We start from the raw sequence: 25,369 nt of genomic DNA on the forward strand, positions 1-25,369 counted from the left end.
TTTATTCCTCTAATATTTTGTTGGTTTGTGTAATTTTAACTTCAATTATTAACTCGAAAAGAGTGTCATCGGACTTAATTCCAAACTTTGAATTGTCCGGGTATATCAGTAAAATTCGTTGACGGATATTTTCTAATCCCTTACCAAAACCATTATTTTGCTTATTTCGATTTATTAAATTACTTGATTTTATTAATAATACGCCTTCTGATAGCGATAGACTAATGATTGCTGAATGATTTTCGTCTGTATAAATTCCATGTTTAAATAGATTTTCCGCAAGAGTTAATAAAACCAAAGGCAAGAATTTTAAACTTCTTATTTCACTATCGTATCTGAAGCTAATATTCACATTATAGTCGAACCTGGTCTGATGTAACTTGATTAAATTTTCAACCTGTATGATTTCTTCTCCTAATAATATCAAGTCATCAGTAGTTTCGCAATTAACACTAAACCTCATGACGTCTGAAAGTGTCATAACTGCCTCTGCAGTTCGAGGAGCAATGGTATGAATATCGGTATAAATTGCACTTAAAGTATTGAAAAGTAAATGTGGATTGATTTGAGCTTTTAGGTAAGCGTTAGTTGCAAGACTGAGCTTAACTTCCATTTCCTTTTGCTTCAACATATAATTAAGCCTTGTTTCTTCCAATTGTGATCTTGTTAAAATAGACTTATTGTACTCTTTGAAAAGATAGTAGAAGGCCGAGAAGCCCATAAATTGCAAAGCTCTCCATAGCACTCCAAATGCATACCTACTATTAAAAATAACTTCATCGAAAAGCAACCAAGATGTGTGCTTATTGACATAATAGTCTACAAAGTAATTGATGACTAGATAACATGCGTAAATAACCAATAATGAAAGAGGGAGTTTCCAAAACCAAACAAATTTCTTTTTAAAAACCAACGGATAGACCCGGTCTCCACATAAGTAAAAAAGCAAGATATTCAGCAAATAGTGTATAGAATAAATCCCTGGGCTTCCAAATGCTCCCGAGGCTAATCCTACAACTAAAATCTCGACTGGTATAAAGATCAGCCAGCTTCGAATGTGGATTTTATATGTGTCCAGCTTATCTAAAATTTTCTTCATGTAGGCTAAAATTGCATATGTGTAATCACCGCTATCTGCGGTGTAATAACATTTAACAGGCATAAAATACAGGCTAGTTTCAAGAAAAAAAACATGAAACAAAGCCCTAAAAAGTTGGTCAAAAAAACAGTATTCGTTTACAGATCAGCCCCACAACAAGAGCGTCTGAGTACAGACCCTACAGCGACAAGCATAATTATTCTTTCGACTGGTACGCATGTCGTTAACAATAAGTAAGAGTAATTAAAATTTATGTTCGGCCGGACATTAAGGTTTTTTCTTCCAGAAACTTTGTTAAACCTTCCTTATAAAAATTACCCATTTGCACTTGGTAACCATTACCTAAATTTATAGTGTTACCTACGATTTTTTCGATTTTTCGAGCATTAATTACATGTGAACGGTGTACTCTGTAAAATAAGTCTACACAGAATACCTCTTCCACTTCTTTCAAAGTTAAATAAATAAGCTGCTCACATTTGGTTGTGACCATATTTACATAATTTTTCGCACCTTCAAAATATATAATATCCTGTTTGTTAATTCGGGTAAGTTTACCTTTTTCACCAGTTTTTATGAATACAATATTTTTGCCTGGTTTTTCCTTACTCGCAAAATCCACTTCGACTACATTGGTTAGAACTTGGGTGAATTTTGAGAGTTTTATAGGTTTCAATAAAAATTGTGTAGCTCTTAAATCGAATGCATCTAAAGTATATTGCTGATATGCACTTGTAAAAACGATTGCTTTGGTTTTAGACTTTAAGCTGGCCGCCAGTTCGATGCCGTTTATGTGGGGCATTTCAATATCCAGAAAAATGATGTCTATTCTATCTTCCGAAAAAATGTTGGAGAGGGCTTCTACTGGATTTGTGAAGGATTTCACAAGTTCAAGAACTGGCATTGTTGCAATATAACCAGTAAGAAGTCTGATTGCATGTTTTTCATCATCGATGATAACACATCTTAACTTATTTTTCATAAGCATAGGAATGAGAGTTAGGTTAATGGATATTTATTTTACATCATAGAAAATAATTAGTTTTTAAAGAAAATGATTAATAGAGAGTGGTAAGTGTGATTTTATTATAAAATCACACCTAAAAAATGATTACGAAATAGATTATAAATAGGCTATTTAATATATAACTTATAAGCTTCCTCCCCGAGATCGGTCGTAACATCACAAAATGTGATATCTAAGCCACTACATATTTCAAGAAGAGTAGAAAACATAAAGTCTTCTTTCGCATTTTCAATATCACTAATCTTCGCTCGGTCGATTTTATCGCACTTATTTGCAAGCGATTGTTGAGATAATTCTTTTGACAGGCGATAATATTTTATGTTTTTTCCAATAAGTTCATAAAGATTTCTGTCTTGAATTCTCATCAATTGAAAGTCGACCTTTTAGTGAAATTATATCGTGGCAATATTGCCACGCTCAGAACTTTTGTTTATATTTACATCATTATTAGAAGTTTAGCCTTTGCTAAATAATTGACGTGGTATTATTCAAGAGTCTCGATTGCAAATTCTGACAGTTGCCAATTGAAAGAGACAATAGATTAATGCCCATGACTATATTTTGCGTACTTTCGTACACACTATAGAGTTGTGGGCTCTATTGTATATCGTTTCATGGGTCGTCAGAAACCTGCAATCCGGTATTTAGAGCCCTGCTATAGTGCCCTTTATACAAGACTCGTATAACCAATACGGGTATGAATCGACAACATTGCTTTCTGAATTCTTTTGAACTACTATATTTTAGAGGTTGGAATGGTGATGCAATAGATTTTCCGAATTTTCTCAGTTTCCATCCATTGGCTCCGCGGACTTGTCCATTCGACAGGTTGTATGCCTTAAAGCCTAAAAATCCCGTCTAGCATTACTTCATTGATTACGGAACAGTAATATCTGAATTTTAAGTTTAGTATTGGTTCGACTGTTCCGTAATTTCTCCTTTGCCATTTAAACCGAATGGCTCTAAATTTTTTAAATCAACTAACTTAAAATTTTATGAAAAAATCGATGATTTTGATCGTCATGGCCACGCTTTGCCTTTTTCTAGATGTTTCCGCGCAAGGTCTTAAACCATTAACAAAAAGTATAGATGAACTTAAACCACTCAACATAGGAGAAAAGGTTCCTGATTTGGAATTTGATCAGGCACTCAATATGCCGGGTGGTAAACTCAGGTTTTCCGATTATAAAGGAAAATCATTAATCCTGGATTTTTGGGGGACCTGGTGCAGTGCGTGTATCAAGGGGTTTCCACATTTGCAAGAGATACAGGATAAGTACGGCAAAAATCTGCAGATCTTATTGATCAATGATTCTGTTACCGATTCACTGCATATAGTTAAAGAATTTTTAGAGAAAAGGAAAATAGACAACGAGGAAATCAAATTACCGGTCGTCTTTACACACCCTAAAATTACAAAGAAACTATTCCCGCATAGGCATTTTCCTCATTACGTCTGGATATCTGCTGATGGTCGCATTAAAGCAATTACCAGGGCAGAACAACTTGAGGAGGAAAGCATAGAACGATTGATTGCAGGTCTAGATATACACATACCAGTTAAGCAGCCATAGTATGAGATATACAAGTCTAATGGAAAAGGGCAGGAGGCTCCTGATCCTTGTTTTTGCGAGTATTCTGATTCTTATTTTGTCAACACTAACCGCTTTCAGTCAGTTCACGGGAGATAAACCTGCGCTGGGGAAACTTAAAGGAATTATCCTCTTAGCTGATTATGGAGACTTAAGGCTTTCAGAAGTGCGGGCAAGTGGCGGTATGACTGGTACGGATACCGCAGGCCGCTTCGTTGTAAACATTAAAAAATTTCCGGACACTGTTCGGATTAGCTCTGCAGGTTATGTGCCAACGACCAGAATTATTAAAAGTCTCGCAGACCTGGACAGGGAGTTTTCAGTGAAACTTGTTCCGGTGTTATATGATCTGGGTATTGTTGATATCAATACTGGGTACCAGAGGGTTAAAGCTAATGAAATAAATGGTACGGTATCGGTAATTGATAAAAAAATGCTCAACGAGCGGACAGGAACAAATATCCTCGACAGGATACTGGGCCAGAGTTCAGGGGTTCTTTTAAATGTTGGCAGGACCAGTGGTAATCCCCAGAATAATACGGGCATTTCCATCAGGGGACTGGGTACAATTAATGGTCCCCTTGACCCGCTAATTGTACTTGATGGTTTTATATATGAAGGTGATATCAATAACATAAACCCGTTTGATATCGAAAGTGTCTCCATTCTTAAGGATGCAGCTGCATCCTCTATTTATGGGGCGAGGGCTGGCAATGGTGTTATCGTATTAACCTCGACCAAAGGGAAGAATAACCAAAAACTTATCATGTCTTTTAATGCAAATTCAACGATCCGCGCTTTGCCTGACTTATATAGCTATAACCAGATGGCCTCCTCAGACTATGTCGAGGTGGAACAGTTTTTGTTTGGTAGGGGATTTTTTGATAACAGGATTAATACGCCATATCTGGCCCTAAGTCCTGCAGTTGAGGTGCTGCTCGCACAACGAAAGGGTAGCATTACCCCTAGCCAGGCCAATGAACGGCTCAATGCACTGAAGCTGGTGGATGCAAGAAAGAGTTACCTCGACGAGTTTTATCGTCATGCCCTGACGCAGCAATACGGTCTGAATCTAAAGGGAGGGGGAGAGATACATAACTATTATCTTTCCGGGACTTATGATGATGTCAAGGGAGAAACGAAAAATACCTCACAGAGGCTCAACCTGATCTTAAACCAGGATTACCGGATTTCGAAGAAATTAAAGGCGGTTACCAGTTTACGTTTATCCTCTTTGTCAACTAAGTCTGGTGCCCCAGCCTATAATTCTATAACCAGTGGGGGTCGTCTGCCTACATATCTTTCTTTTAGAAATGCCGAGGGGAATCCGCTGCCCGTTGCTTTTGGCTACCGCAATGAATATACCGACACCGCAGGCATGGGAAAGCTACTGGATTGGAAATATTATCCGGCGGAGGATTATAAACATACAACGGTATCGAGGCAACAGAAAGAGATATTTGGCGCGCTGGCTTTAAATTATAAAATCCTTCCGTTTTTAAGCGCAGATTTAAGCTACCAGTATCAATACCAGAATGGCGCTACCAAAACACACGCAGATGCGCACGGTTACCAGGCCAGAAATCTCATTAATAGCTTCAGCCAGGTGAACAGGTCAACAGGGGCAGTCCGTTATGTAGTGCCTAATGGAGGAACACTTAGTACTTCCCAGGATGAGGTGAACTCACAGACTGCCCGATTGCAATTTGATTTGAATAAGAATATAGGCGTACATTCCATCAACGCGATAGCAGGTTTTGAGGGGCGGCAGGTAGCAACCTTAGGAAGCGGCAACATTGTTTATGGTTATCAGCCCGACCCATTGACTTTTGGTAATGTGGATTTCACGACAGGCTATCCCAATTTTTTAACCGGTAGTACCTCGTTGATTCCTTCTTCCGCAAATTCATTAACCAATACCAAATACCGTTTCCTAAGCTTTTATGGAAATGCATCCTACACATTTAAGGGAAAATACAGGCTCTCAGGAAGCCTGCGCAGGGATGGTTCCAATATTTTTGGTGCAAATACAAATGACAAATGGAACCCCCTTTGGTCAGCAGGGCTTGGTTGGTCCCTTTCAGATGAAAACTTTTACCACATTGACTGGCTTCCGGTACTGAATCTGACAGGAACCTTTGGGTATAGTGGCAACGTGGATCTTTCAAAGACTGCATCAGCTGTTGCATTATATAGTACCAATACAGTTACAGGGCTTCCGTATGCCAGGGTAAGGACGATTAATAACCCGGAACTAAAGTGGGAGCAGCTTGCCCAACTCAACATCAAGGTTGATTTCGCATTAAGGGAAAACCGCTTACGCGGAACAATCGGCTATTTTCGTAAACATGGTACGGATCTATATGGTCCTTCCGAATATGATTACACAGCATGGGGCGGAACCGCAACGATTGTAAAAAACGTTGCTGATATGGAAGGTTACGGCATCGATGCCGAGTTGCATGCGGTTAATCTTAAAGGCCGAAAACTCGGGTGGAATACAGATTTTTATTTTAATTTTAATAAGAACAAAACACTAAAATATTTTTCGCAATCATCCACAGCTGCCATATATAACCTGGTTAACAGTGGTACAGGTATAACACCGATAGTCGGTATACCCCTATATGCGGTCGCTGCATTCAAATTTGCAGGATTGGACGCCAGTGGGAATCCGCAGGGTTACCTTAATGGAAATCCAAGTACTAACTATGCTGCGATCTTTGCCGAAGCGAGCAGTTCTGGAAATAACATCGAGTTTGTGGGACCAACCGTTCCGGTTTACTTCGGCTCCCTGGTCAATTCATTTCAATACAGGAATTTCAGCCTTTCCTTTAACATAAGCTATAAGCTTGGCTATTATACGACCAAAGCTTCGATAAGTTATAATTCTCTCGTCAATTCGGGAATAGGACATGGGGATTATGCCTTTCGTTGGCAGAAATCAGGTGACGAACTCACCACAAACATCCCTTCTTTCATTTATCCGTTAAATAGTTCACGTGACGACTTTTTCACAAGGTCGAGGGAAAATGTTATTAGCGCTGACCAGGTCAGGCTTGACTACGTAAACCTTACTTATCGACTCAATGCTTCGCAATGGAAATTTCCTTTCAGGAGCCTGGATGTGTTTTTGAATGCCTCTGACTTAGGCATACTCTGGAGGGCAAATAAGTTTGGTCTTGACCCTGATTACCCGAGGACATGGAGTATAAGCAAAGGTTATACTATTGGAGTTCGGGGCAGTTTATAATTTAAATGATATTAATTATGAGAACAAAAATTTTAACATTGATTGCCTGCCTGGCCGTATTGCTTATGGGTAATATATCCTGTAAAAAATATCTGGATTTGAAATCTGATGCCAGACTGGTCGTTCCACAAACTTTGAATGACTTGCAAGGCCTTTTGGATGACGCCGCTCTAATGAATTTTATGCGCAGCCCATCATTCGGTGAGACGTCGGCTGATGATTATTTTTGGCCGGAAGCCACCATAAATGCTGCATCAAATCTCACCAGGGATATATATTTCTGGCGTAAAATTGATTATCGGTATCAGAATGACTGGTCTGAGGCTTATCTGGCAATTTACAACACGAACGTGTGCCTGGAAGGTTTAGGGGGCGTGGAGCGGATACCAGCCAATGCGAAATCCTGGGATAATATTAAGGGTTCGGCACTATTTTACCGCAGTTTTTACTTCTTTGCGCTGACCATGCAATTTGGCAAGGCCTATGATTTGAGTACCTCAGGCCAGGATTTAGGGATTGCTCTGCGCCTTCAGAGCAACTTTAACATCCCATCGACACGCTCCAATGTACAGGCTTGCCTTGAAAGGGTGATAAGTGATGCCGCGGATGCAGTACAATATCTCCCGGAATTACCCTTGAGTACAACAAGACCTTCAAAAGCTGCAGCATATGCACTACTTTCCCGGGTGTATTTATATATGCGGGATTATCCAAATGCGCTTAAATTTTCAAATGAATCTCTAAAATTGCAATCCTCACTGATGGATTTCAACAGTGACCCCGATGTTTTAGGGCTGGACATCACCGTTCCTTTCCGGAGGTTTAATAAGGAGACTATATTTTACGCTGAACTTTTTCCGGGAATGGGCCTACATTCGCCAAGTTCAGCCAGGATTGATTCAACGCTGTATTCAAGCTACAGCACTAACGACTTAAGAAAACGTGCATATTTCAGGGTTAATGGTGGTAACCAGGTTTTCAAAGGTAGTTATGCGTCAAATGCATTTACATTGTTCAGTGGATTGGCCGTAGATGAAATGTTCCTTACCCGCGCCGAATCCCGGGCATGGACCGGAGATATTGTAGGGGCTATGGCAGATCTCAATTTATTGCTCAAAACGCGATGGAGGAAGGAAGTTGTTTATGTCCCCGTGGTAGCAAGCGGCAGGGAAGAAGCATTAGGGAAAATAAGGCTGGAAAGAAGGAAGGAACTGCTAATGCGTAACCTCCGATGGCCCGATATCAAAAGACTTAATAAGGAAGGCGCGAATATTATTCCCACACGTTTATACAAAGGTCAGCTATACAGGCTTGAAGTCGATGCCCCATATTACGCTTTGCCATTACCAATAGATATTGTTGAGCAGAGCGGCATACCGCAGAACTAAATGCAATTGAAATAGGTTTTTTGAGGCAAGAAGGCAAGGCTGGATAGCCTTGCCCTTGTTACAGATAGCCTCCGGCAACTATCTTGTTTTGTTTTCTTTAGTCATATTAACATCGGCAGATCCGTTAATATATGCTGAAGATGTCGGGGTATTGTAAACTGCGCTAAGGTTTGCAATTGATTTTAAAGTTGGAGTCGAGGAAGATGGGTTATCGACATAATTCACATCAATATCAATTCTACATGCCGCCTGAAGTTGCTGATCACACAATTCTTCCGGAGGGGTGGTGTTCCAGTTCGCCTCATCTTCTACTTCGGCTACAGAATAGGTTGAAGGACCATGGTAATAAAATGTTCTGGTGTCAAAACTTTTTCCATTTTGTTTATCTGCATACTTAAATGCCGATTGAGAGAAAACAATTGCCAATCCGAATACAAAAGCCAATAGGCCTGATTTAATTTTTAAATTTTTCATATTAGTGAATGCTTTTTACATTGAAAAAACAAGCGAAAAAGTTTAGTTTAAGGTATTATTTTATTTATCCGTATCTGGCAGGTACTATTCTTCGCTGCTCATAATTTATTCTTTTCTATTCTCCGCTTCCTCCTTTCTTTAATTGGGTTTTATAGAGCGCAAGAAGGTTGATGCTTAGATACACGATATTGAAAATTAAGTGGTTTTTCCAGCTTAACGACTTTAAAACACCGCCACAGCTGCAAGGTACTTTGGTGAAATATCCTGTCAAAACCAGCAGCACATAAACAGTAAATGCGCAAAGCAGCAAGGCCGATACCCATAATCCGGGCAACTTCGTTTTTTTTATCACAAGTAATATTCCTGCCAGTATTTCTACTCCCGGAAGCAGGATGGACAGCGCTGAATTGATAGGCTTTCCAAATGGCTGCAGTGCAAGCTGGCGCTGAAATTCATCAAAATCCATCAGCTTTGAGCCGGCAGTATATATCCAAAGAATTATCAATGCATTAATACTCATTTGTATCCAGAATTCTGAGTGGTTATTTTTTCTGATGATAGCTTCCATACCTCAAATTTGGAAATTTGGATATTCCTGGGCTGCTTACCTGTAGGAGAAAATATGCACTGCCACTCCGAAAATTTCTCTGCTGGAAGATATTCTTCGAGGAATCTTATCTACGGTAGGTACTCAGCGTATGCGGATGGACACCAATAGCTGCTGAAATATCACTGACTGAGGCTATCTGAAACAATCTGGGCTGAATTTTCAGGAGATTTGCTAATCTTTCGTTTCCTTCCTCGAATCTTAACTCAAATATGAAAGACATCAAATCTGTAAGCTGATTTCTGTGCAATCCGGTAATCAATTGATGGTATTCCGGAAAAAGCTTAAAAAGATTGTATTCATGTTTCAAAGGTAGTGCCTTAATCAGACTGGCTTCGATTGAGGTTGTCGTCTTGGAGTAGTCTTCTGAATCCATTTTGCCAAAATCCGGAATCACGGAATTCGAAAACGTAAAGCGGACCAAGTGTTGGCCAGGTTCCTTTAATCCATTAACCTGGGTTTTAATCGTTCCTTGCGATAGGAAGCATAAAGGATTATCCACAAAAAAATCATCAGGGATGATTTGATTTTTTTCAAACCGAAATTCCTTTAACGCTACATCAAGATAAGCCGCTAAACCAGAACTAACCGGAAAAGTCTTTTCAAGATAGTCGTAAATTTGACTGTTGTTCATTGTTTTTGCTCAAAGAACGGTTTTACCGGGTTTCTGTCAAGTGGCTAAACTTGCCACCTGGAACCACCAAACCCATTTGATTAATTTTTAGCTTACTACTTAAATATCAGGGTACTAAGCTATCCTTAAACCCATTTTCTGCCTAGGCATGTTTTTAGGCTTGATGGGAAATTTGTTTCTCAATTGCTAGTAGCGTTCGCGGGCAATGGCGAGCATTTTGGAAATTTTTTCAATCACTTTCCGGATATCTTCAGCATGGTGGAGATAATAGGCGTTCTTAAAGCTTTTTTCTGAAATCCCACTTTTTTCATGGCTATCGATGTGGGAAATAACATACTGGTGGATTTTTTTCGCCCGTTGCTCAGTGATGATGCCACACTCCACATTTAGGTATACATAAAAAGCCAGTTGCTTGACGGTTAACGAAACTTTGTAATTTGCATCAAGCACACCCGAATTGACCCATTCAGTATTTGCCAGATCCAGTTCTTTTAAAAATAACCGTTCAAACTCCAGGTGTCCAATAATAAGCTGCGAAAGCGATGGGTGATCCAATGAATATTGTCCATTGGATTCTTGGATGGTTTGTTCCGTTTCTTTCTTATAAATCAGCAAGACTTTGTATTTCTCAGAAATTTCAAGTGCACGCTCAAATTCTGCATTCATGAGGTTTTTGAGATAGCCAAAAAAATGCAGGTTATTAAAGTTTAGGGTGGTAAGTAAATCCGAAACACTTTTATCTGAGGTAAGGGATTCCAGGTTTTCAAGAAATACTTTTGTAAATGAATGGATATATCTGATGTCTTCATAAATGAATTTTTCCCTGTCCGATAAGGTTAAGGCAGAAATAATTATATCCCGCAATTCATCATCAATGTTTTCATCGGCTAATTTATCATGGATAATTTTAGCGTTTTGTTCTTGCGTGGCTGTTTCGTTACTTAAACAGGTTGCAGAAATTGTTGCGCTGAAATCAAATTCAGACGGATAATTTATCTTTAGGAATTCAAGCAATCCATCCAGAACAATTAATAACGCGGAATCAATTGAGGTCGTTATCCTGGTTTGATTAGACCATTTATTTCCGGATTCAACTGCAGATATCAGCCTGGATATACTATGTTGATTAAACTGGATAAAATCTTTGATCGATACACCCTGGTAGGGTGAAAAAAATAAAAATACCCTTTTTAAACGGTCTGCTTCACCGGCTATTTCCTTTTCCAGGCTTTGAACTTTTTTGCCGGTTGGCTGTGTCAGCGACTGCCCGGTAAAAAGATTCCATAGATATTCTAATTCAAAATTCATGATTTTGCCGTTTAGCGTGCCATTGAATGTATTGCGATGTTGGGTGTTTTCAAAAACTTTTACACCGGCGGTGTTCCCTGGCTGACCGGGAATAGGATTAGCCATGATAGAATATTATGCAGCTGCGCTGTGGATTCATAACGCTCAGACCGGGTGGCTCTTTTTGCCACCCCGATGAAACTTGACAGAAAGGCTGTCAGCGGCTTCTTTTGTATAATTCATTTGTTCAAATCTTAAATCCCTGTTTATGAATAAGATCGACGCTCTGCTGGACATTCTCTACAAAATTTATGCGATACTAAAATACTTTCAGCTTCAGGACGCTGAAGGTAAACTTCCCGATGATTCGCTGCAAATGACCAGGCAGCAGGTTAAAGATTACCTGAAGATTAGTGAGAGTACCTACAAAAGAAAAGTGAAGCAAGGAACACTGACACCCGTTAAAATGCCTGGAGGGGATCGGTTTTACAAATATCAGTTGGAGGACGAATTAAGGGAAAGCGTGAGACGTGGGAGGATTTGATTTTCTTACGATTATTCTGGACTAAGGTGGGTCATTTCCAATCCCTGCAAGCTCACATTTGGCCCATTTTAGCTCAAAATAGTGCTCCTTAAATCCAGAGCGCTAGGTTTGGTCCGACATTAAATTCATTACTATGATACAAAATATTAGTAACAAGCTGCTCAGACAGTTGGAAGAGGAAATGAGTTCAATTTCAAATGAGCAGAACGATCCATTTGTTAAAATGAGAAAAGCCTTAAAAGCCTCCCGGATATCACTCGGTAAGCTGCGAACAGTATTTCTGGAAGCTGAAAGTATTAGCGAAACCGAGGAGGTTCACTTCTTTAAAATCATTAAGCCTGCGTTTTATAAATGGAAGATATATCATGCCGAATTGTATTCAGTTGAATCAAACATCCCTGCCGGTGGTGCGGACATCCAGCGTGTGTTCTTTGAAAGTGAACTTAGGGTTGTCGAACGTTTCTTGCTTCTTCACCCATTTCAGTATCAGTATTACAGAATGGATATGTGCGAACTCGACACTTTTTATTTTTTAAGAAAAGTCGATTTAACGGAATCTTTATTGCCGGAACAACCTGAAATCGAACCTATTTTTTCCTCACCCGGGGATTATCTGTTCGCAAAATTCAGGGCAATGGATATGCTCAAAGACTGGCTGATGGAACGCATCAATTTCCTAAAGCGTCACCCGGTATTGAGTTATGATGCCAGTGAAATTAAATCTGAACTTCGATGGACCGGCGACAAGATCCATCTCGCCGAACTGGCATATTCGCTGCACTTGAGCGGGCAAATCAACAATGGCCAGGCAGGCGTGGCTCAGATTTTCAGGTGGTTTGAGGAGCATTTTGTGGTATCAATCGGTGTTCCCGCCAAGCGCTTTGCAGAAATCAGGGCGCGCAAACGGTTAAGCAGGACCCAGTTTGTTGATTCGTTGAGGGACGCGCTTGTTAAAAAAATGGATCAGGATGACTTGAAATGATTTGGTGGATATTATGGCTTTGGGTTGGCATCTTTCAGCATTCATATTTATTTATCGGTACTACCGGCATTTGCCGATATACAGTTTTGAGCTTTATGAACCTTTGTTTTATCCATCTGCAAGGTAGCAGTGGTTTAAATAATTATTATGCTACAAAGTTATTCATGGTCAGCCTTCCTGCTTCTGATGGGAGGGCTTTCAATTCTCTGGTACGCGGGCGTCGCACTAACTGCCTACCGCAAGGAGTGTCTTTCTTTTTTCAAGTTTTCAAGGGGAGCGCCTGAACCTGGTTTAACCCATCCGAAAACTGTTGAAACGAAGAGTATTGAGCGTACGGAAAAGATGGCTACCCCGCTTTCAATAATGGGTAAATCAAGGGAAACCCAGGGACTGGAATCTTCGTCACTGGGGGAACTTTCATTCACTTCAGATAGTAATGAGGGGGTAGGGCTTAAGTCAGACATCATTGCCGAACTGAAAGAAATTTTTACACTCCTGGCGGACAATGACGGGGATAAAGGAGATTTCCTCGGACTGCTTGAGGCCATGAAGCTTCGCTATCCACCGCTGGCTGCACACCCTGCCCGTTCACAGATTAACAGCTTTATAAAGTCACATGCACCATTTTTACTTTCAATGGAAGAGCTGGAAAACCTGTGGGATTAATTAACCTAATCGAAATTTTAAACCAATCGGAATGATTACTCATGTTAAAATAATTAAAAAAAATAATCGGCTGAAAGTCTTGATGCTTTGTTGCGGCGGGATGGTTCTGAACCTCCTTTTTGCCATAACCTGTTTTGCCCAGGACGGGAATGCAGGGATACAGGAGGCCGCGGACAAGGTCAAAGGGTACTTTGATACCGGCTGCGATTTGATGTACGCCATCGGTGCAGTCGTTGGCATCATAGGCGCTGTCAAGGTTTTTAACAAGTGGAATGCGGGAGAGCCGGATACCAATAAGGTTGCTGCGGCTTGGTTCGGCAGTTGTATTTTTCTGGTCGTTGTCGCGACCGTTCTTCAGTCATTTTTTGGCCTTTAAACCCTCATGCATATGTCTGCTGTATATCAGGTTAACAAAGGTGTTTCACGCCCGATTGTTTTCAAGGGGCTCATTGCCCAGTACATCGCCTATCTCGCTGTAGGACTGGTGGCCCTATTACTCCTGTTCGTTTTGTTATATGTGGCGGGGGTAGCGATACTTTACCTATTGCCGGTTATTTTATCACTCGGAATTGCTTTATTTTTTTGTGTGTTTCGTCTCTCTGCGAAATTCGGGGAACATGGGCTCATGAAGTTCCTGGCTGCCAGAAGCGTTCCCGTATTTCTGGTATTCCGTTCACGCAGGTTGTTCACCGGGATGAAATATCGCATGGGGAATAAATTTATCGGGGAGGCCAGACCATGATGGAAGCAGGACAGATTTTTCCGGTATATGCCGTAGAAGAGGATTGCATGCTTTCTGTGAACGGGGACATCACCCTAGCATACCGATTAAGCTTGCCAGAGATATTTACCCTCTCACACAATGATTATGATGCCCTGCACCATGCCTGGGTAAAGGCCATTCGTACCTTACCTGAAAATACGGTGATTCATAAGCAGGACTGGTTTTCCCAGAATACTTTTAAAGCTGATTTTGAGAAGGTAGGGGAGGATTTACTTTCGCGTTCGAGTGAGCGTTTTTTTTGCGAACGCGATTTCTTCGCCCACGAGTGCTTTATTTTTCTCACCCTTCGCGCCCCGTCACACAGGCTGGCAAGTTCAGCATACTGCAACCTGCTACGAAAAAGTATTGTCCCCGCCCAGGTGTTGTCCGGTATTTTGAAAACAGACTTTACCGATCAGTGTTCGCAGTTCATCAGGATTCTATCAGATTCAGGATTTATTTCAGCCCTTCGCCTTAAAGACGATGATCTTGCGGGGACGGCTAATCAGCCGGGGATTATTGAACGCTATTGTTTTCTCCTGGCTCAGGGCAAGCCTTCCCAGATTAAGGATGTGCACCTGAAAGGAGGGATTATGATTGGCGAAGAGAAAGTCAGCCTGTATACTATGGCCGACAGCGACCACCTCCCGTCACTTTGCGGTTCAAGGGTAAATTATGATGCTTATTCGGGGGACAATTCAAAATTTTCTCTTGGCTTTGCCTCACCACTGGGCGCCTTGCTTTCCTGCAACCATATTTATAACCAGTATCTGTTTATCGGTAATTCACTTGAAGTAATAAAAAAGCTGGAAGCTAAAAAACTTCGCCTACAATCCCTCTCTGCCTATTCGCGCGAAAATTCAGTTTCTAAGGACGCCGTAAATGATTACCTGAATGAAGCTATAGCACTGGGACATACACCAATCAAGGCGCATTTCAATGTGCTTACCTGGGGTGAAGGCGCCAAAGGGGAAACCGCGGCAAACCTGGTGGGCTCCGCAATGTCGGTTATGGACACTGTCGCCAAACTGGAAAGTGATGGCGCCGCCCAAATTTGGTATGCAGGTATTCCGGGCAATGCCGCGGACTTTCCCATGAATGATACTTTCGACACCTTTGCGCAGGTGGCTTCCTGCTTTTTCAACCAGGAATCTGCTTACCGGGACTCTATCTCCCCATTTGGAATGCGTCTTGGTGAACGGATTTCCGGTAAACCTGTCCACACAGACATTTCAGATGAACCTATGGACAAAGGATACATCACAAACCGTAATAAGTTTATTCTTGGCCCGTCAGGTTCCGGTAAATCATTTTTTACCAATCATATGGTGCACAGTTACCATCAGCAGGGCACCCATGTGTTACTCGTTGATGTAGGACATAGCTACAAGGGCTTATGTGAACTTCTTGGCGGCTATTATTTTTCTTATTCGGAAAGTGCCCCTATTGAATTTAACCCTTTTTTTCTGGGTGTAGGGGAAGTACTCGATACTGAGAAGAAAGAAAGCCTCAAAACGCTGCTACTGGCACTTTGGAAAAAGGATGATGAGCGTTCTCGGCGTTCAGAGTATGTGGCGCTATCAAATGCGTTGAGTGGCTATTACCAGCATTTAGATCTTCATGCCGATATATTCCCATGCTTTAATTCATTTTATGATTTCCTGTCTACCCATTATACGAAGGTACTGGAAGAGGATGGAGTCCGTGACCGCGATTTTGACATGCAGAACTTTTTATATGTCCTGGCACCCTATTACCGCGGAGGTGAATTTGATTATCTGCTCAATGCGAGCCAGCAGCTTGATTTGCTGAATGAACGGTTTATTGTTTTTGAGCTGGATAATATCAAGGATCACCCAATACTGTTTCCCGCAGTAACGCTCATCATCATGGAAGTTTTCATTTCCAAAATGAGGAAGCTCAAAGGTATCCGCAAGATGATCCTTATTGAGGAATGCTGGAAAGCAATTGCCAAGGAAGGCATGGCAGAATATATTAAATACCTCTTTAAAACTGTAAGAAAGTTTTTTGGTGAAGCGGTAGTCGTGACACAGGAAGTGGAAGACATCATTTCTTCGCCCGTTGTCAAGCAGGCCATTATTAACAACGCCGACTGCAAAATCCTGCTCGACCAGAGCAAATACCAGAATAAATTCGACAGCATCCAAGAGCTGCTCGGACTTACAGATAAAGAGCGTGCTTTGATTCTTTCCATGAACCGGGCAAATGACCCCGCCAGAAAATATAAGGAGGTTTTTATCTCGCTTGGTGGCCAATACTCCAAGGTTTACAGGACCGAGGTTTCGCTCGAAGAATACCTGACCTATACAACAGAAGAAAAAGAAAAATTGCTGGTCCAGCAGTATACTGGGCGCTATGGAAGCATCAGGAAAGGCATTTCAATGCTTGCTGAAGACCTGCGTCAAAAACAAACATCATAGTTTAAAATCTAAGTATATGAAAAGAAAAATAGTGTTGGTCTTGCTCTGCATGAGCTTTTTGGTCGCCTGTAAGACGGATCGTGTCAGGCGTTTCGCACCAGGAAAATTTGTAAACCATTCAAAAGGGGAGTTGAGCGTGGCCAGTGACACCCTCACCATTTCCACCGAAGAAGGCAATAATTTCAAGGCCATACGCCAAACCGGGTTTCGCCTGATTCAGAGCGGAAGACTGGGGAAGAGGCAATTTGAAAAAGAGCACTGGTCTTTGGTCTATGATGAGAGTACGGGTTTGATGACCGAGCTGAGAAAAGGGAGGCTGCTCATCTTTTATCCCGATTCAGGATTTCTGCTCATCGGCAAGCGGAAATATCTGAAGATAGAATAGAGCAGGGATTTATTGTGAAAAAATTTTAAAGCTTAAAATGATGGAAAAAGGTTTTTTGGCCGCAGGCCAGCTATACAGTAAAATGAAAAGAATGATGAAAAGTTATATGGTCATACTCCCTTTGAGTACCATGATGCTATGTGTTTCGCTGCCTAAAGGGGCAACTGCACAGATTGCGGTGCTTGAGGTTATCAAGGCGGGTGTAAAAAAGGTAATCAAAGCCGTGGACTTAAAAGTCCAGCGCCTTCAGAATGAAACAATATGGTTGCAGAATGCACAGAAAGTCCTGGAAAACCAGCTGTCGAAACTCAAACTTACCGAAATTGCCGACTGGTCTGAAAAACAGAAAGACCTTTATGCGGAATATTATTCATCCCTATGGAAAGTAAAATCGGTCATCGCCTACTATAAAAGGGTTCACGAAATCACTTCCACGCAAGTGGCCATTCTGGATGAATACCGTTGGGCATGGGCACTTTTTGAAAAAGATAAACACTTTTCCGCCGAAGAGCTTCTGAGTATGCAAAAAGTCTATTCCGGAATCCTTGATGAAAGCGTCAAGAACCTTGATGAACTTCTACTTGTCGTCAGTTCGCTGAAAACGCAGATGGAAGATTCAGCCCGTTTGGAAATCATTGCCGCAGTGGCCGAAAGAATGCAGTCCAACTATGCAGACCTCAAAAAGTATAATTCCGAAAATGCGGGCCTTTCACTCAAGCGGGCATCATCACTTGAAGATGCAGCCAAGATAAGGGAGATTTATGGACTATAGAAAAATGGGGTTTGTATTAAGGCTGTTGGTATTCGTGGCCTTATGCCTTTCGTTTGTGTCGGTCAACGCGCAAACCTGGTCAGAATTTTTTCAGCAGAAAAAAACACAGAAGCGGTATTTGCTTGAGCAGCTCGTGGCATTGAAGGTATATGCCGGTTACCTGGAAAAAGGGTACAAAATTGCGGATGACGGACTTGACTTTATCCGGGGATTCAAGGACGGCGAATTTGGTCTGCATGAAATCTTTTTTCGCTCGCTAAAAACCATCAGCCCCTTAATTTCAAGCAATCCAAGGATGATTTATATAATCAGCATGGAGCAGGAGATTTTCAGGATATCCAGGAGAAACTATGCTGATGATCTGCTTGGGCCATCTGAGGCAGGCTTTATCGCCGGCGTTCAAGCCGACCTCGGTAAAAGTGTAAAAGCGGACCTGGAGTTGCTTTCCATGATCCTTGAAATGGGAAAACTCGAAATGAGTGAAGAGGAAAGGTTTGAACGGTTCAACCGCTTATATGATCAGGTTTGTGAAAGATATCAATCTGCCGCCGGCTTTGACGCTTCGGTCAGGCTACTGCTGGCCCAGAAAAAAGAGTCGTTAAAAGAATTAAAATAAGAGGAGGATAGTTTATGAAAAATTTATTTCTTATTCGGGCATTGTGGCTCTCATTTTTACTGAATAGCTTGTTTCTGGGTAATGCCACCGCACAAAGTGCAGAGGCAGAGCAGTTGCTATTGAATGTAGAGAAACTTTCCCAACTTAAAAATATCCTATCAGACATGAAGAAAGGATATGCAATTATCTCTACAGGTTATTCTGCCGTGAAAAATATTTCGGAAGGAAATTTTTCGCTGCATGAAGTCTTTATTGACGGACTGTCAATTGTCAGTCCGGAGTTAAAAAAATACAGGCGGATCGGGGAGATCATTTCCATGCAAGGTAACCTTGTTTCTGCTTACCGCGCTGCTTTCGCACGTTTCTCATCCTCGGACCTGTTTTCTGAGAATGAACTGGACTACTTTTCAAATGTATACGGCCAGTTATTTTCAGCCAGCCTGCAGAATCTGGATGAACTGCTGATGGTCATTACCTCTTCCCAGCTGCGGATGAATGATGAGCAGCGGCTTCGTGCCATCGACCGCATTTTTGAAAGTGTTCAGGATAAGGTACTTTTTCTCAAAGATTTTAATGAGCAGGCAAGCCTGTTAAAAATGCAGCGTACCCGCGAAAAGGCATCGGTCAACATGCTCAAATCCATTTACGCTAACCCATAATTTTCAGCATATGAAAACGAAATATTTTCCCGTTATTGCGGGATTCGGGCTCGCCATTGCCTTATTTTTCTCGCCCGCGGTTGCTTTTTCCCAGGGGATTTCCCAGACCCTGAACGGGATGCAGCCCGTGCTGGACCAGGTGTATTCGGAAATGCTTCCGCTATGTTCCAGGTTAATCGGTGTAGCCCGTGGCATTGCAGGATTTGCCGCCCTATGGTACATTTCCTCGAGGGTTTGGAGACAACTCGCATCAGCGGAACCTGTTGATGTTTATCCCTTGCTGCGCCCTTTTGCCCTTGGAATGTGCATTGTCATGTTTCCCGCAGTTATTGCCATTATGAACGGGGTTCTCCAACCGACTGTTTCCGCAACCAGCGCAATGGTTGCTGATTCCAATAAGGCAATCGAGGCCTTACTCAAAGCCAAGGAAGCAGCGATAAAAGAAAGCAAATACTGGCAAATGTACATTGGTGATACTGGTCAGGGCGATAGGGAGAAATGGTATAAGTACGCTCATCCCAAGGATCCGGATGGAAGTGGTGAAACATTTCTGGACGGCATTGGTAATGACCTGCAGTTCTACATGGAAAAACAAAGCTATAATTTTCGCAATTCCATCAAGGGATGGCTGAAGGAAGTTCTGGAGGTTTTATATGCCGCGGCAGCACTTTGCATCAATACGTTGAGAACATTCTTTTTAATCGTGCTCGCCATACTTGGTCCTTTGGTACTTGGATTTAGCGTATTTGACGGCTTTCAGCAAACGCTTACCGTCTGGCTGGCCAGATATGTAAATATATTTCTATGGCTGCCCATTGCCAATATCTTCGGGAGCATACTCGGCAAAATACAGGAGAATATGATTAAACTGGATATTTCACAGATCGAAGCCGCCGGGGATACATTTTTTTCTTCCACCGATACTGCATATCTCATCTTCCTCATCATTGGGATCGTTGGATATTTTTCGGTGCCCAATGTAGCCAATTATGTTGTGCACGCGGGTGGTGGAAATGCCATACTTTCCAGGATCAATGCCATTGTCCTCTCCACTTCCTCAACAGGGATGCATGGAATGTCTGCCGGAGGTGGTATGGCTGCCGACGCGCTTGGAGATGCGGTAAGAAAACAATCACAAGGTTATGCATCCGCCGGTCAGGGTGATTATTTCAAGGATGGCGATTCCTCAGGTGGCTACCAGCGGGAACGCTTATCAGGTAAATCAAAGTAAACTAAACCAAAAACTATGTTCAGCAAATTCAAAAATATAGATTCCGCATTCCGGCACATCAAAAGCTTTTCGCTAATGATGATCATCGCCTGCATACTGATTAGCGCATTTTCCATCTGGCAGGCATTCAGGATGGTAAGGGAGGTTCAGGCTCATATCTACATATTGGCAAATGGGAAGGCATTGGAAGCCTTTTCTGCCGAAAGAAAGGATAATGTCGCGGTAGAACTCAAGGATCACATTAAAATGTTCCACCACTATTTTTTTACCCTCGATCCCGATGAAAAAGTAATCGCCGCCAATATTTCGGCCGCATTAAATCTTGCAGATGAAAGTGCCAAGAAAGCGTATGATAACCTCAAAGAGCAAGGTTATTATAAGGGTTTGATTTCGGCTAATGTTTCGCAGGCAATCAGTATTGACAGCACGCAGGTAAACTTAAATACAACACCTTATTTTTTTAGGGTTTATGCCACCCAGAAGCTTACCCGCTCTACTTCGACAATCAGGCGCAGACTCATCACGCAAGGTTCAGTGCGTAATGTTAGCCGTTCGGACAACAATCCACACGGTTTTCTGATTCAGAACTGGGAAACCCTGGAAAATAATGATTTACCCGCGAAACCATGATTAAGGGTAAGAATATGCAGCGAGGAAAACCACAACCAGGCTCGCAGACAAATTTGGTCATCAGGAGTCTTACAGGCCGCTTCATCAGATTCTGGCGAAGTACCGCGGATCACTTAAATAATAGACTGGCAGTGGTTCCGATCAAGAGCCTCAGATTTCTACTCATACTCTCTTCTGCACTCTTTGGCATTTATTGCCTGGGACTGATAATAGGGTTTTTATAAACAATACATCAAATAAATATGGAAAGAAAATTGAAAGACAAAAGGATAGTGCTGCTGGTGCTGCCTTTAATCATCCTCCCTTTTTTAGCCCTCGGCTTTTACGCACTCGACGGTGGAAAGGGGCCAGGCTCGCTTCAGGTTTCATCAGGTATCAACCCTGCATTGCCTTCAGCGAAATTTAAAAAGGATGACCCGGTCGATAAAATGGGATTTTATGAATCATCTACTAAGGACTCACTGAAAAAGCTAGGCGACAGGGCATTTTCGGGAAGCCCTGTGAAAACAACAGGAACTGAAGTTGATCTGAAGAGCCGCGAGATAGATGACCGTCTGAAAAGGATAACAGCTGAATTGGAAAATACCCAGCAGGATTCAAAAATTGTCAAGACTGGCCTTTCGCGGGATGCAGGCGGGATGAAAGGCGATGTCGACCGGTTGGAGCTATTGATGAAAACCATGCAGGCACCCAAAGGAGAGGACGAAGAACTCAGGCAGCTCACCAATCTTATGGAAAAGATAGTCCAGGTACAAAACCCTCAAACTGTAAAGCCGGTTGCAGGTATTACCGAACCGGCAAATAATGATGTTCTGTTTGCGGCGATACCTGCCCTTGTATTGGACAAACAGGTATTGCAACAGGGTTCGTCCATGCAGGTCAAGCTGCTTGACAGCCTCAATATTAACGGTATCATTATACCCTCGGGCACAATGCTTTTCGGTCTCTGTCAGCTGACAAATCAACGGCTGTTACTTGATATCAAAACAATCAGGCTGGATAACAAGATCATCCCCGTCGACCTTACCCTTTATGGACTGGACGGGATCAAAGGGATTTTCGCTCCAGATGCAGTCGTTGCAGGAGCACTTAATTCCGGAACGGACAATGCCATCCGGGGGATGAATGTGATTAGCATGGATGGTTCAATGGGTGCCCAGGTTGCCGGAGCAGGAATTGATGCCGCAAAAAACCTTTTTTCCAAGAAAGTAAAACGCGTTAAAGTGAAAGTCAAGTCAGGTCTTCCGGTGCTGCTGAGAAATAATGCGGATAAAAGAAAGGCAGGTAATGGCTAGCTTTCATAAGACGCAGCAGGTCACAGCGGTATTGGAGCATCTGCAGCAAATTGGCCTGAGCGGACGTGATCTGGCGCCATTCGTCTCACAATATTATGACCGTCCCTGGGAGGAGCAGACACTGCTATTGGGTAAAGCGCTTGGGGGTAAACCTGCCCACATAGAACTGGTATTGTCCAGTGATTCAGAGATGAAAATCAGTCTGGCCTCTTTCGCCGTGGTCATGAAGCAGGCAGGCAGCTTCCCGCTTTCTCTGGAAAATAATGGTGTGCACTCCGCGGTACTCGAAGGACGGATGAAAGTGCTGGACTGGAAGAATTACGGTCGCAGCGATGTCGAGGATTACCGTCTGTTCTCATCCCAGCAGCAGGCAATGGAACGGGTGCTGGAGGATCTGGATAAATTTCGTGGAGCCAAGGATGGCCTGGGAAATTTTCAGAACATGGAAGCATTAAGGATTGCGGAAAAACTGGAAAAAACCTATTTCACGGGCACGCCAGTTGAATACATACTTTCCGCTCATAGCAAAGAGGGCCAGTTGGCGGAAAAAATATTCTTTCCGCCATGGGTACATCTGCGTGATGTAGAGGTTCATGCCCAAAATCCTGCCTCGCTGGAGAAGTTCAGCTGGGAATGTTATTTACAACAATTTAATAATCCAAATATTATGAATCAAAACAATTTAGAATCCCTTAAAGCGGAACTTAAATCGCTTGGCTTTTCGGAGGCACTTTCAGAAAAAATGCAGGCGCAAATGAAGAACAATGTCCCCGAATTTGAGCTTTCCGACCGGATGACCGGAGAGAAGGGCCAGGCTGACTTTCAGCTTTTTTTCAGGCAATCCTCACAGTCTGATTTTTATTACCTTAACAAATTCGAAGTCATGCTTACTGAAGGCAAAGGCCTTGAAAAAGATCAGTCCTACCTCATCATTGCGCCTTCCATCGATGAAGGAAAAAATACGGTTCTGAAATATCAGAATGTCGGACAGGCTGTTGAAGTATTCAAAAAACAGACCGGCAGCGCAGAACTGGCGGTTGGAACTTCAGAGAAAAATAAAAGCAGAATGGCGGCAATGGAAGAAGGTAAAGTAAGTTTTGTAGAAAAAGATTTTTCCAGAATTCTTCGAAATCCTCCCGTGGGCCAGACTTTCTGGCTTGACAGGGGCAAAGGGTTTTCGGCATCTCAGGCGCTTAATTTGATTGAAGGCAGGGCAGTTTATCGCGATGATATGTTGTCAAAAGAAGGTACAGCCTACAAAGCCTGGATGAAGCTGGATATGGATGGACCACGCGATAAATACATGAACCTTAATGTCAATCAGTACCATGATCCATCGTATGGTTTCAATCTTCAGGAAGTGTTGGACAGGTTTCCTTTCAAAGAACTGGCAGATGAAAAATTAAAGGATAAGTTAGAATCCAGCCTTAAAAATGGGGATAGGGCAACGGTTTCCATTGAAAAAGATGGAAGTGTTGTGTCGCTCAGGATAGAGGCTGTTCCCCGTTATAGCCAGCTTAATGTTTTCAATATGGAAGGCAAAAGTGAGAAGCGTGAACAATTCCTTAAAGAGCAGCCCAAAGAAAAGTCGCTGGATAAGAGCAGCGCCAAAACTAAAGCGGTTAACCAGGAACAGGGCGTTGGACTTTAAAATCTTCTCTTACATTTCCCGCTTATATTTATTTTTCATCATCAAATGCAGCCTGTTGCTGCATGATAAAAACAAGAAAAAATGGACAAATTTTCAAAATTAAAAGACTTGGTTTCAAGTGTTGAGATCGATGCAACTAAGTTCTATGATGCTAACAATGCTGCAGCCGGAACTAGGGTACGTAAAGCAATGCAGGAATTAAAAGTCTTGGCGCAGGAAATACGTGCTGAAGTAACAGAAAAGAAAAACAGCGATAAATAAAAACACAACTGTTTTGGGAAATTATACTGTCCTGATAAATTTTGTCAGGACATTTTTTTTTGCTTAGATCATGAGCTTATCTTTTGACTACATCTACCACATCAATCTAAAAGGGTATCCCTAAATCAATCCCTACACCAAGGGGCAAGGATATCCATGCAAATGTACCAGGTTGAAAATCAACGGTGTGGTATTGAAATAGATTGTGCTCAGGAGTAAAAAAATTATTTAAGCTGATCATACCGCAAATATTACCTCTTCAGAGAAAGAAAATAATCCAGTACTTTAAAATTTTTTGGCGATGTTTTTACTATGGATTTAAAGGTATTGTTAAAATGAGCCTGATCGTAAAAATGATTATCCACAGCAAGATTAACAAATGACGATTGATCTTGCTGTGGATACGCAATCTCGTCTACCGTAGAGCGTAATTTCAATATCAACGCAAACTGTTTTGGTGTTAAACCGACATGTTTCTTAAACATCTTTTGAAGGTACCTTGATGAGCATTTTAAATCTTGCGCCAATTTCTCTATAGCGTAATAACCCTTATTGTTTAATAAGATCGTGGTGGCCATGGATATTAGTCTGGTGTTAAGATTCGTAACCAGATGTGGTTCAAATATTAGGGAGATATTTTGACAGATTTTTTGATTGCTTTGTCCTGGCAGTTTACCCATTACGTCTAAGTCTATTCCAGATAACTCAAAGTGCACTATCTGGTCATGGAACTGGTACATGTCAACTGAACTGAAGTGAACCGGTGTCCAGGCATGGAGTTGGATCATCGTAGCTTTCGCCCCACTTCTGACGGTCACGCTGATGGCTTCGGTCATCTGCCCGCAGAAATAAGTACCTTGTGTTAAATGTTGTTCCCGGCCCTGATGCTCAACCGTCAATCCGTTTCCCTTTATCACAGCAATGTTGAAACATCCGTTTGGCAAAACCGATTTCCCCGATACATCACTAGCACTAGCCGAATTATCGAGTATCCACAACTTTTTAATAAAACAGGATAGTTTTTTTTCGACATCATACTCTTCGTATTTAAACATACAGTTGCCTTAAATTTGCAATGAATTAATTGATTTCAGCCTGCAGATTCTTGATAC

Annotated in this window: 26 protein-coding genes; 18 read left to right on the forward strand and 8 right to left on the reverse strand. The window is 41.9% G+C overall.

What is annotated here, in order from left to right; translation table 11 throughout:
* Window position 1: 1 nt before the first annotated feature.
* The 3 genes from R2Q16_RS09855 to R2Q16_RS09865 form a co-directional block, all read right to left on the reverse strand.
* On the reverse strand, window positions 2-1,099 hold the full coding sequence (locus R2Q16_RS09855; RefSeq protein ID WP_316736741.1) for a sensor histidine kinase: 1,098 nt from the start codon (window positions 1,097-1,099) through the stop codon (window positions 2-4).
* A 250-nt stretch (window positions 1,100-1,349) separates the two neighbouring features.
* On the reverse strand, window positions 1,350-2,081 hold the full coding sequence (locus R2Q16_RS09860) for a LytTR family DNA-binding domain-containing protein (RefSeq protein ID WP_316736742.1): 732 nt from the start codon (window positions 2,079-2,081) through the stop codon (window positions 1,350-1,352).
* A gap of 152 nt (window positions 2,082-2,233) precedes the next feature.
* Window positions 2,234-2,491 (reverse strand): helix-turn-helix transcriptional regulator, encoded by a 258-nt coding sequence (locus R2Q16_RS09865; RefSeq protein WP_316736743.1) that lies wholly within the window; start codon window positions 2,489-2,491, stop codon window positions 2,234-2,236.
* A 630-nt stretch (window positions 2,492-3,121) separates the two neighbouring features.
* Here R2Q16_RS09865 and R2Q16_RS09870 point away from each other — a divergent pair.
* From R2Q16_RS09870 to R2Q16_RS09880, 3 genes are read left to right on the forward strand one after another with little or no spacing between them, the layout of a single operon-like run.
* Window positions 3,122-3,700 (forward strand): TlpA family protein disulfide reductase, encoded by a 579-nt coding sequence (locus R2Q16_RS09870; RefSeq protein WP_316736744.1) that lies wholly within the window; start codon window positions 3,122-3,124, stop codon window positions 3,698-3,700.
* Window positions 3,701-3,719: 19 nt separating this feature from the next.
* The gene (locus tag R2Q16_RS09875) at window positions 3,720-6,971 is read left to right on the forward strand and encodes a SusC/RagA family TonB-linked outer membrane protein (RefSeq protein ID WP_316736745.1); all 3,252 of its coding nucleotides are present in this window, start codon (window positions 3,720-3,722) and stop codon (window positions 6,969-6,971) included.
* 17 nt (window positions 6,972-6,988) lie between these two features.
* A complete protein-coding gene (locus R2Q16_RS09880; RefSeq protein WP_316736746.1) occupies window positions 6,989-8,359 on the forward strand; it encodes a RagB/SusD family nutrient uptake outer membrane protein in 1,371 nt (456 codons plus the stop codon).
* Between the two features lie 78 nt (window positions 8,360-8,437).
* On the opposite strand, the gene R2Q16_RS09885 is transcribed toward R2Q16_RS09880, so the two are convergent.
* From R2Q16_RS09885 to R2Q16_RS09900, 4 genes are all read right to left on the reverse strand, one after another.
* Window positions 8,438-8,833 (reverse strand): hypothetical protein, encoded by a 396-nt coding sequence (locus tag R2Q16_RS09885; RefSeq protein WP_316736747.1) that lies wholly within the window; start codon window positions 8,831-8,833, stop codon window positions 8,438-8,440.
* Between the two features lie 115 nt (window positions 8,834-8,948).
* Window positions 8,949-9,401: a MauE/DoxX family redox-associated membrane protein gene (locus R2Q16_RS09890; protein WP_316736748.1), complete on the reverse strand. Its 453-nt coding sequence runs from the start codon at window positions 9,399-9,401 to the stop codon at window positions 8,949-8,951.
* Window positions 9,402-9,507: 106 nt separating this feature from the next.
* Window positions 9,508-10,074, reverse strand: coding sequence for a hypothetical protein (locus R2Q16_RS09895; RefSeq protein ID WP_316736749.1), 567 nt, complete (start codon window positions 10,072-10,074; stop codon window positions 9,508-9,510).
* A 186-nt stretch (window positions 10,075-10,260) separates the two neighbouring features.
* Window positions 10,261-11,487, reverse strand: coding sequence for a hypothetical protein (locus R2Q16_RS09900; protein ID WP_316736750.1), 1,227 nt, complete (start codon window positions 11,485-11,487; stop codon window positions 10,261-10,263).
* 142 nt (window positions 11,488-11,629) lie between these two features.
* On the opposite strand from R2Q16_RS09900, the gene R2Q16_RS09905 reads away from it, so the two are divergent.
* From R2Q16_RS09905 to R2Q16_RS09975, 15 genes are all read left to right on the forward strand, one after another.
* Entirely contained in the window at window positions 11,630-11,905 is a 276-nt protein-coding gene (locus R2Q16_RS09905; RefSeq protein ID WP_316736751.1) for a DNA-binding protein, read from the forward strand.
* A gap of 133 nt (window positions 11,906-12,038) precedes the next feature.
* Window positions 12,039-12,887 (forward strand): RteC domain-containing protein, encoded by an 849-nt coding sequence (locus R2Q16_RS09910; RefSeq protein WP_316736752.1) that lies wholly within the window; start codon window positions 12,039-12,041, stop codon window positions 12,885-12,887.
* A gap of 147 nt (window positions 12,888-13,034) precedes the next feature.
* Window positions 13,035-13,553, forward strand: coding sequence for a hypothetical protein (locus R2Q16_RS09915; protein ID WP_316736753.1), 519 nt, complete (start codon window positions 13,035-13,037; stop codon window positions 13,551-13,553).
* 82 nt (window positions 13,554-13,635) lie between these two features.
* Window positions 13,636-13,929, forward strand: a complete 294-nt coding sequence (locus R2Q16_RS09920; protein WP_316736781.1) for a DUF4134 domain-containing protein — start codon at window positions 13,636-13,638, stop codon at window positions 13,927-13,929.
* 12 nt (window positions 13,930-13,941) lie between these two features.
* Window positions 13,942-14,295 (forward strand): DUF4133 domain-containing protein, encoded by a 354-nt coding sequence (locus tag R2Q16_RS09925; protein ID WP_316736754.1) that lies wholly within the window; start codon window positions 13,942-13,944, stop codon window positions 14,293-14,295.
* Window positions 14,292-16,757, forward strand: coding sequence for a TraG family conjugative transposon ATPase (locus tag R2Q16_RS09930; RefSeq protein WP_316736755.1), 2,466 nt, complete (start codon window positions 14,292-14,294; stop codon window positions 16,755-16,757). Before R2Q16_RS09925 ends, R2Q16_RS09930 begins: the two co-directional genes overlap by 4 nt.
* A gap of 16 nt (window positions 16,758-16,773) precedes the next feature.
* Window positions 16,774-17,142, forward strand: coding sequence for a hypothetical protein (locus R2Q16_RS09935; protein WP_316736756.1), 369 nt, complete (start codon window positions 16,774-16,776; stop codon window positions 17,140-17,142).
* 37 nt (window positions 17,143-17,179) lie between these two features.
* Window positions 17,180-17,914 (forward strand): conjugal transfer protein TraI, encoded by a 735-nt coding sequence (locus R2Q16_RS09940; RefSeq protein WP_316736757.1) that lies wholly within the window; start codon window positions 17,180-17,182, stop codon window positions 17,912-17,914.
* The gene (locus tag R2Q16_RS09945; RefSeq protein ID WP_316736758.1) at window positions 17,904-18,530 is read left to right on the forward strand and encodes a hypothetical protein; all 627 of its coding nucleotides are present in this window, start codon (window positions 17,904-17,906) and stop codon (window positions 18,528-18,530) included. The genes R2Q16_RS09940 and R2Q16_RS09945 overlap by 11 nt, the downstream gene beginning before the upstream one ends.
* A 14-nt stretch (window positions 18,531-18,544) precedes the next feature.
* Complete coding sequence (locus R2Q16_RS09950; RefSeq protein WP_316736759.1) at window positions 18,545-19,189, forward strand: TerB family tellurite resistance protein; 645 nt, start codon at window positions 18,545-18,547, stop codon at window positions 19,187-19,189.
* Window positions 19,190-19,199: 10 nt separating this feature from the next.
* A complete protein-coding gene (traJ, locus tag R2Q16_RS09955) occupies window positions 19,200-20,420 on the forward strand; it encodes a conjugative transposon protein TraJ (RefSeq protein WP_316736760.1) in 1,221 nt (406 codons plus the stop codon).
* 15 nt (window positions 20,421-20,435) lie between these two features.
* Window positions 20,436-21,050: a conjugative transposon protein TraK gene (traK, locus tag R2Q16_RS09960; protein ID WP_316736761.1), complete on the forward strand. Its 615-nt coding sequence runs from the start codon at window positions 20,436-20,438 to the stop codon at window positions 21,048-21,050.
* Between the two features lie 242 nt (window positions 21,051-21,292).
* A complete protein-coding gene (gene traM, locus R2Q16_RS09965; protein ID WP_316736762.1) occupies window positions 21,293-22,345 on the forward strand; it encodes a conjugative transposon protein TraM in 1,053 nt (350 codons plus the stop codon).
* A complete protein-coding gene (locus tag R2Q16_RS09970; RefSeq protein WP_316736763.1) occupies window positions 22,338-23,996 on the forward strand; it encodes a hypothetical protein in 1,659 nt (552 codons plus the stop codon). Before traM ends, R2Q16_RS09970 begins: the two co-directional genes overlap by 8 nt.
* Before the next feature lie 81 nt (window positions 23,997-24,077).
* On the forward strand, window positions 24,078-24,257 hold the full coding sequence (locus R2Q16_RS09975) for a histone H1 (RefSeq protein WP_316736764.1): 180 nt from the start codon (window positions 24,078-24,080) through the stop codon (window positions 24,255-24,257).
* A 251-nt stretch (window positions 24,258-24,508) separates the two neighbouring features.
* On the opposite strand, the gene R2Q16_RS09980 is transcribed toward R2Q16_RS09975, so the two are convergent.
* On the reverse strand, window positions 24,509-25,312 hold the full coding sequence (locus tag R2Q16_RS09980) for a helix-turn-helix domain-containing protein (protein WP_316736766.1): 804 nt from the start codon (window positions 25,310-25,312) through the stop codon (window positions 24,509-24,511).
* Window positions 25,313-25,369: the final 57 nt, after the last annotated feature.

Source organism: Pedobacter aquatilis, assembly GCF_032678425.1.
Taxonomy (GTDB): domain Bacteria; phylum Bacteroidota; class Bacteroidia; order Sphingobacteriales; family Sphingobacteriaceae; genus Pedobacter; species Pedobacter aquatilis_B.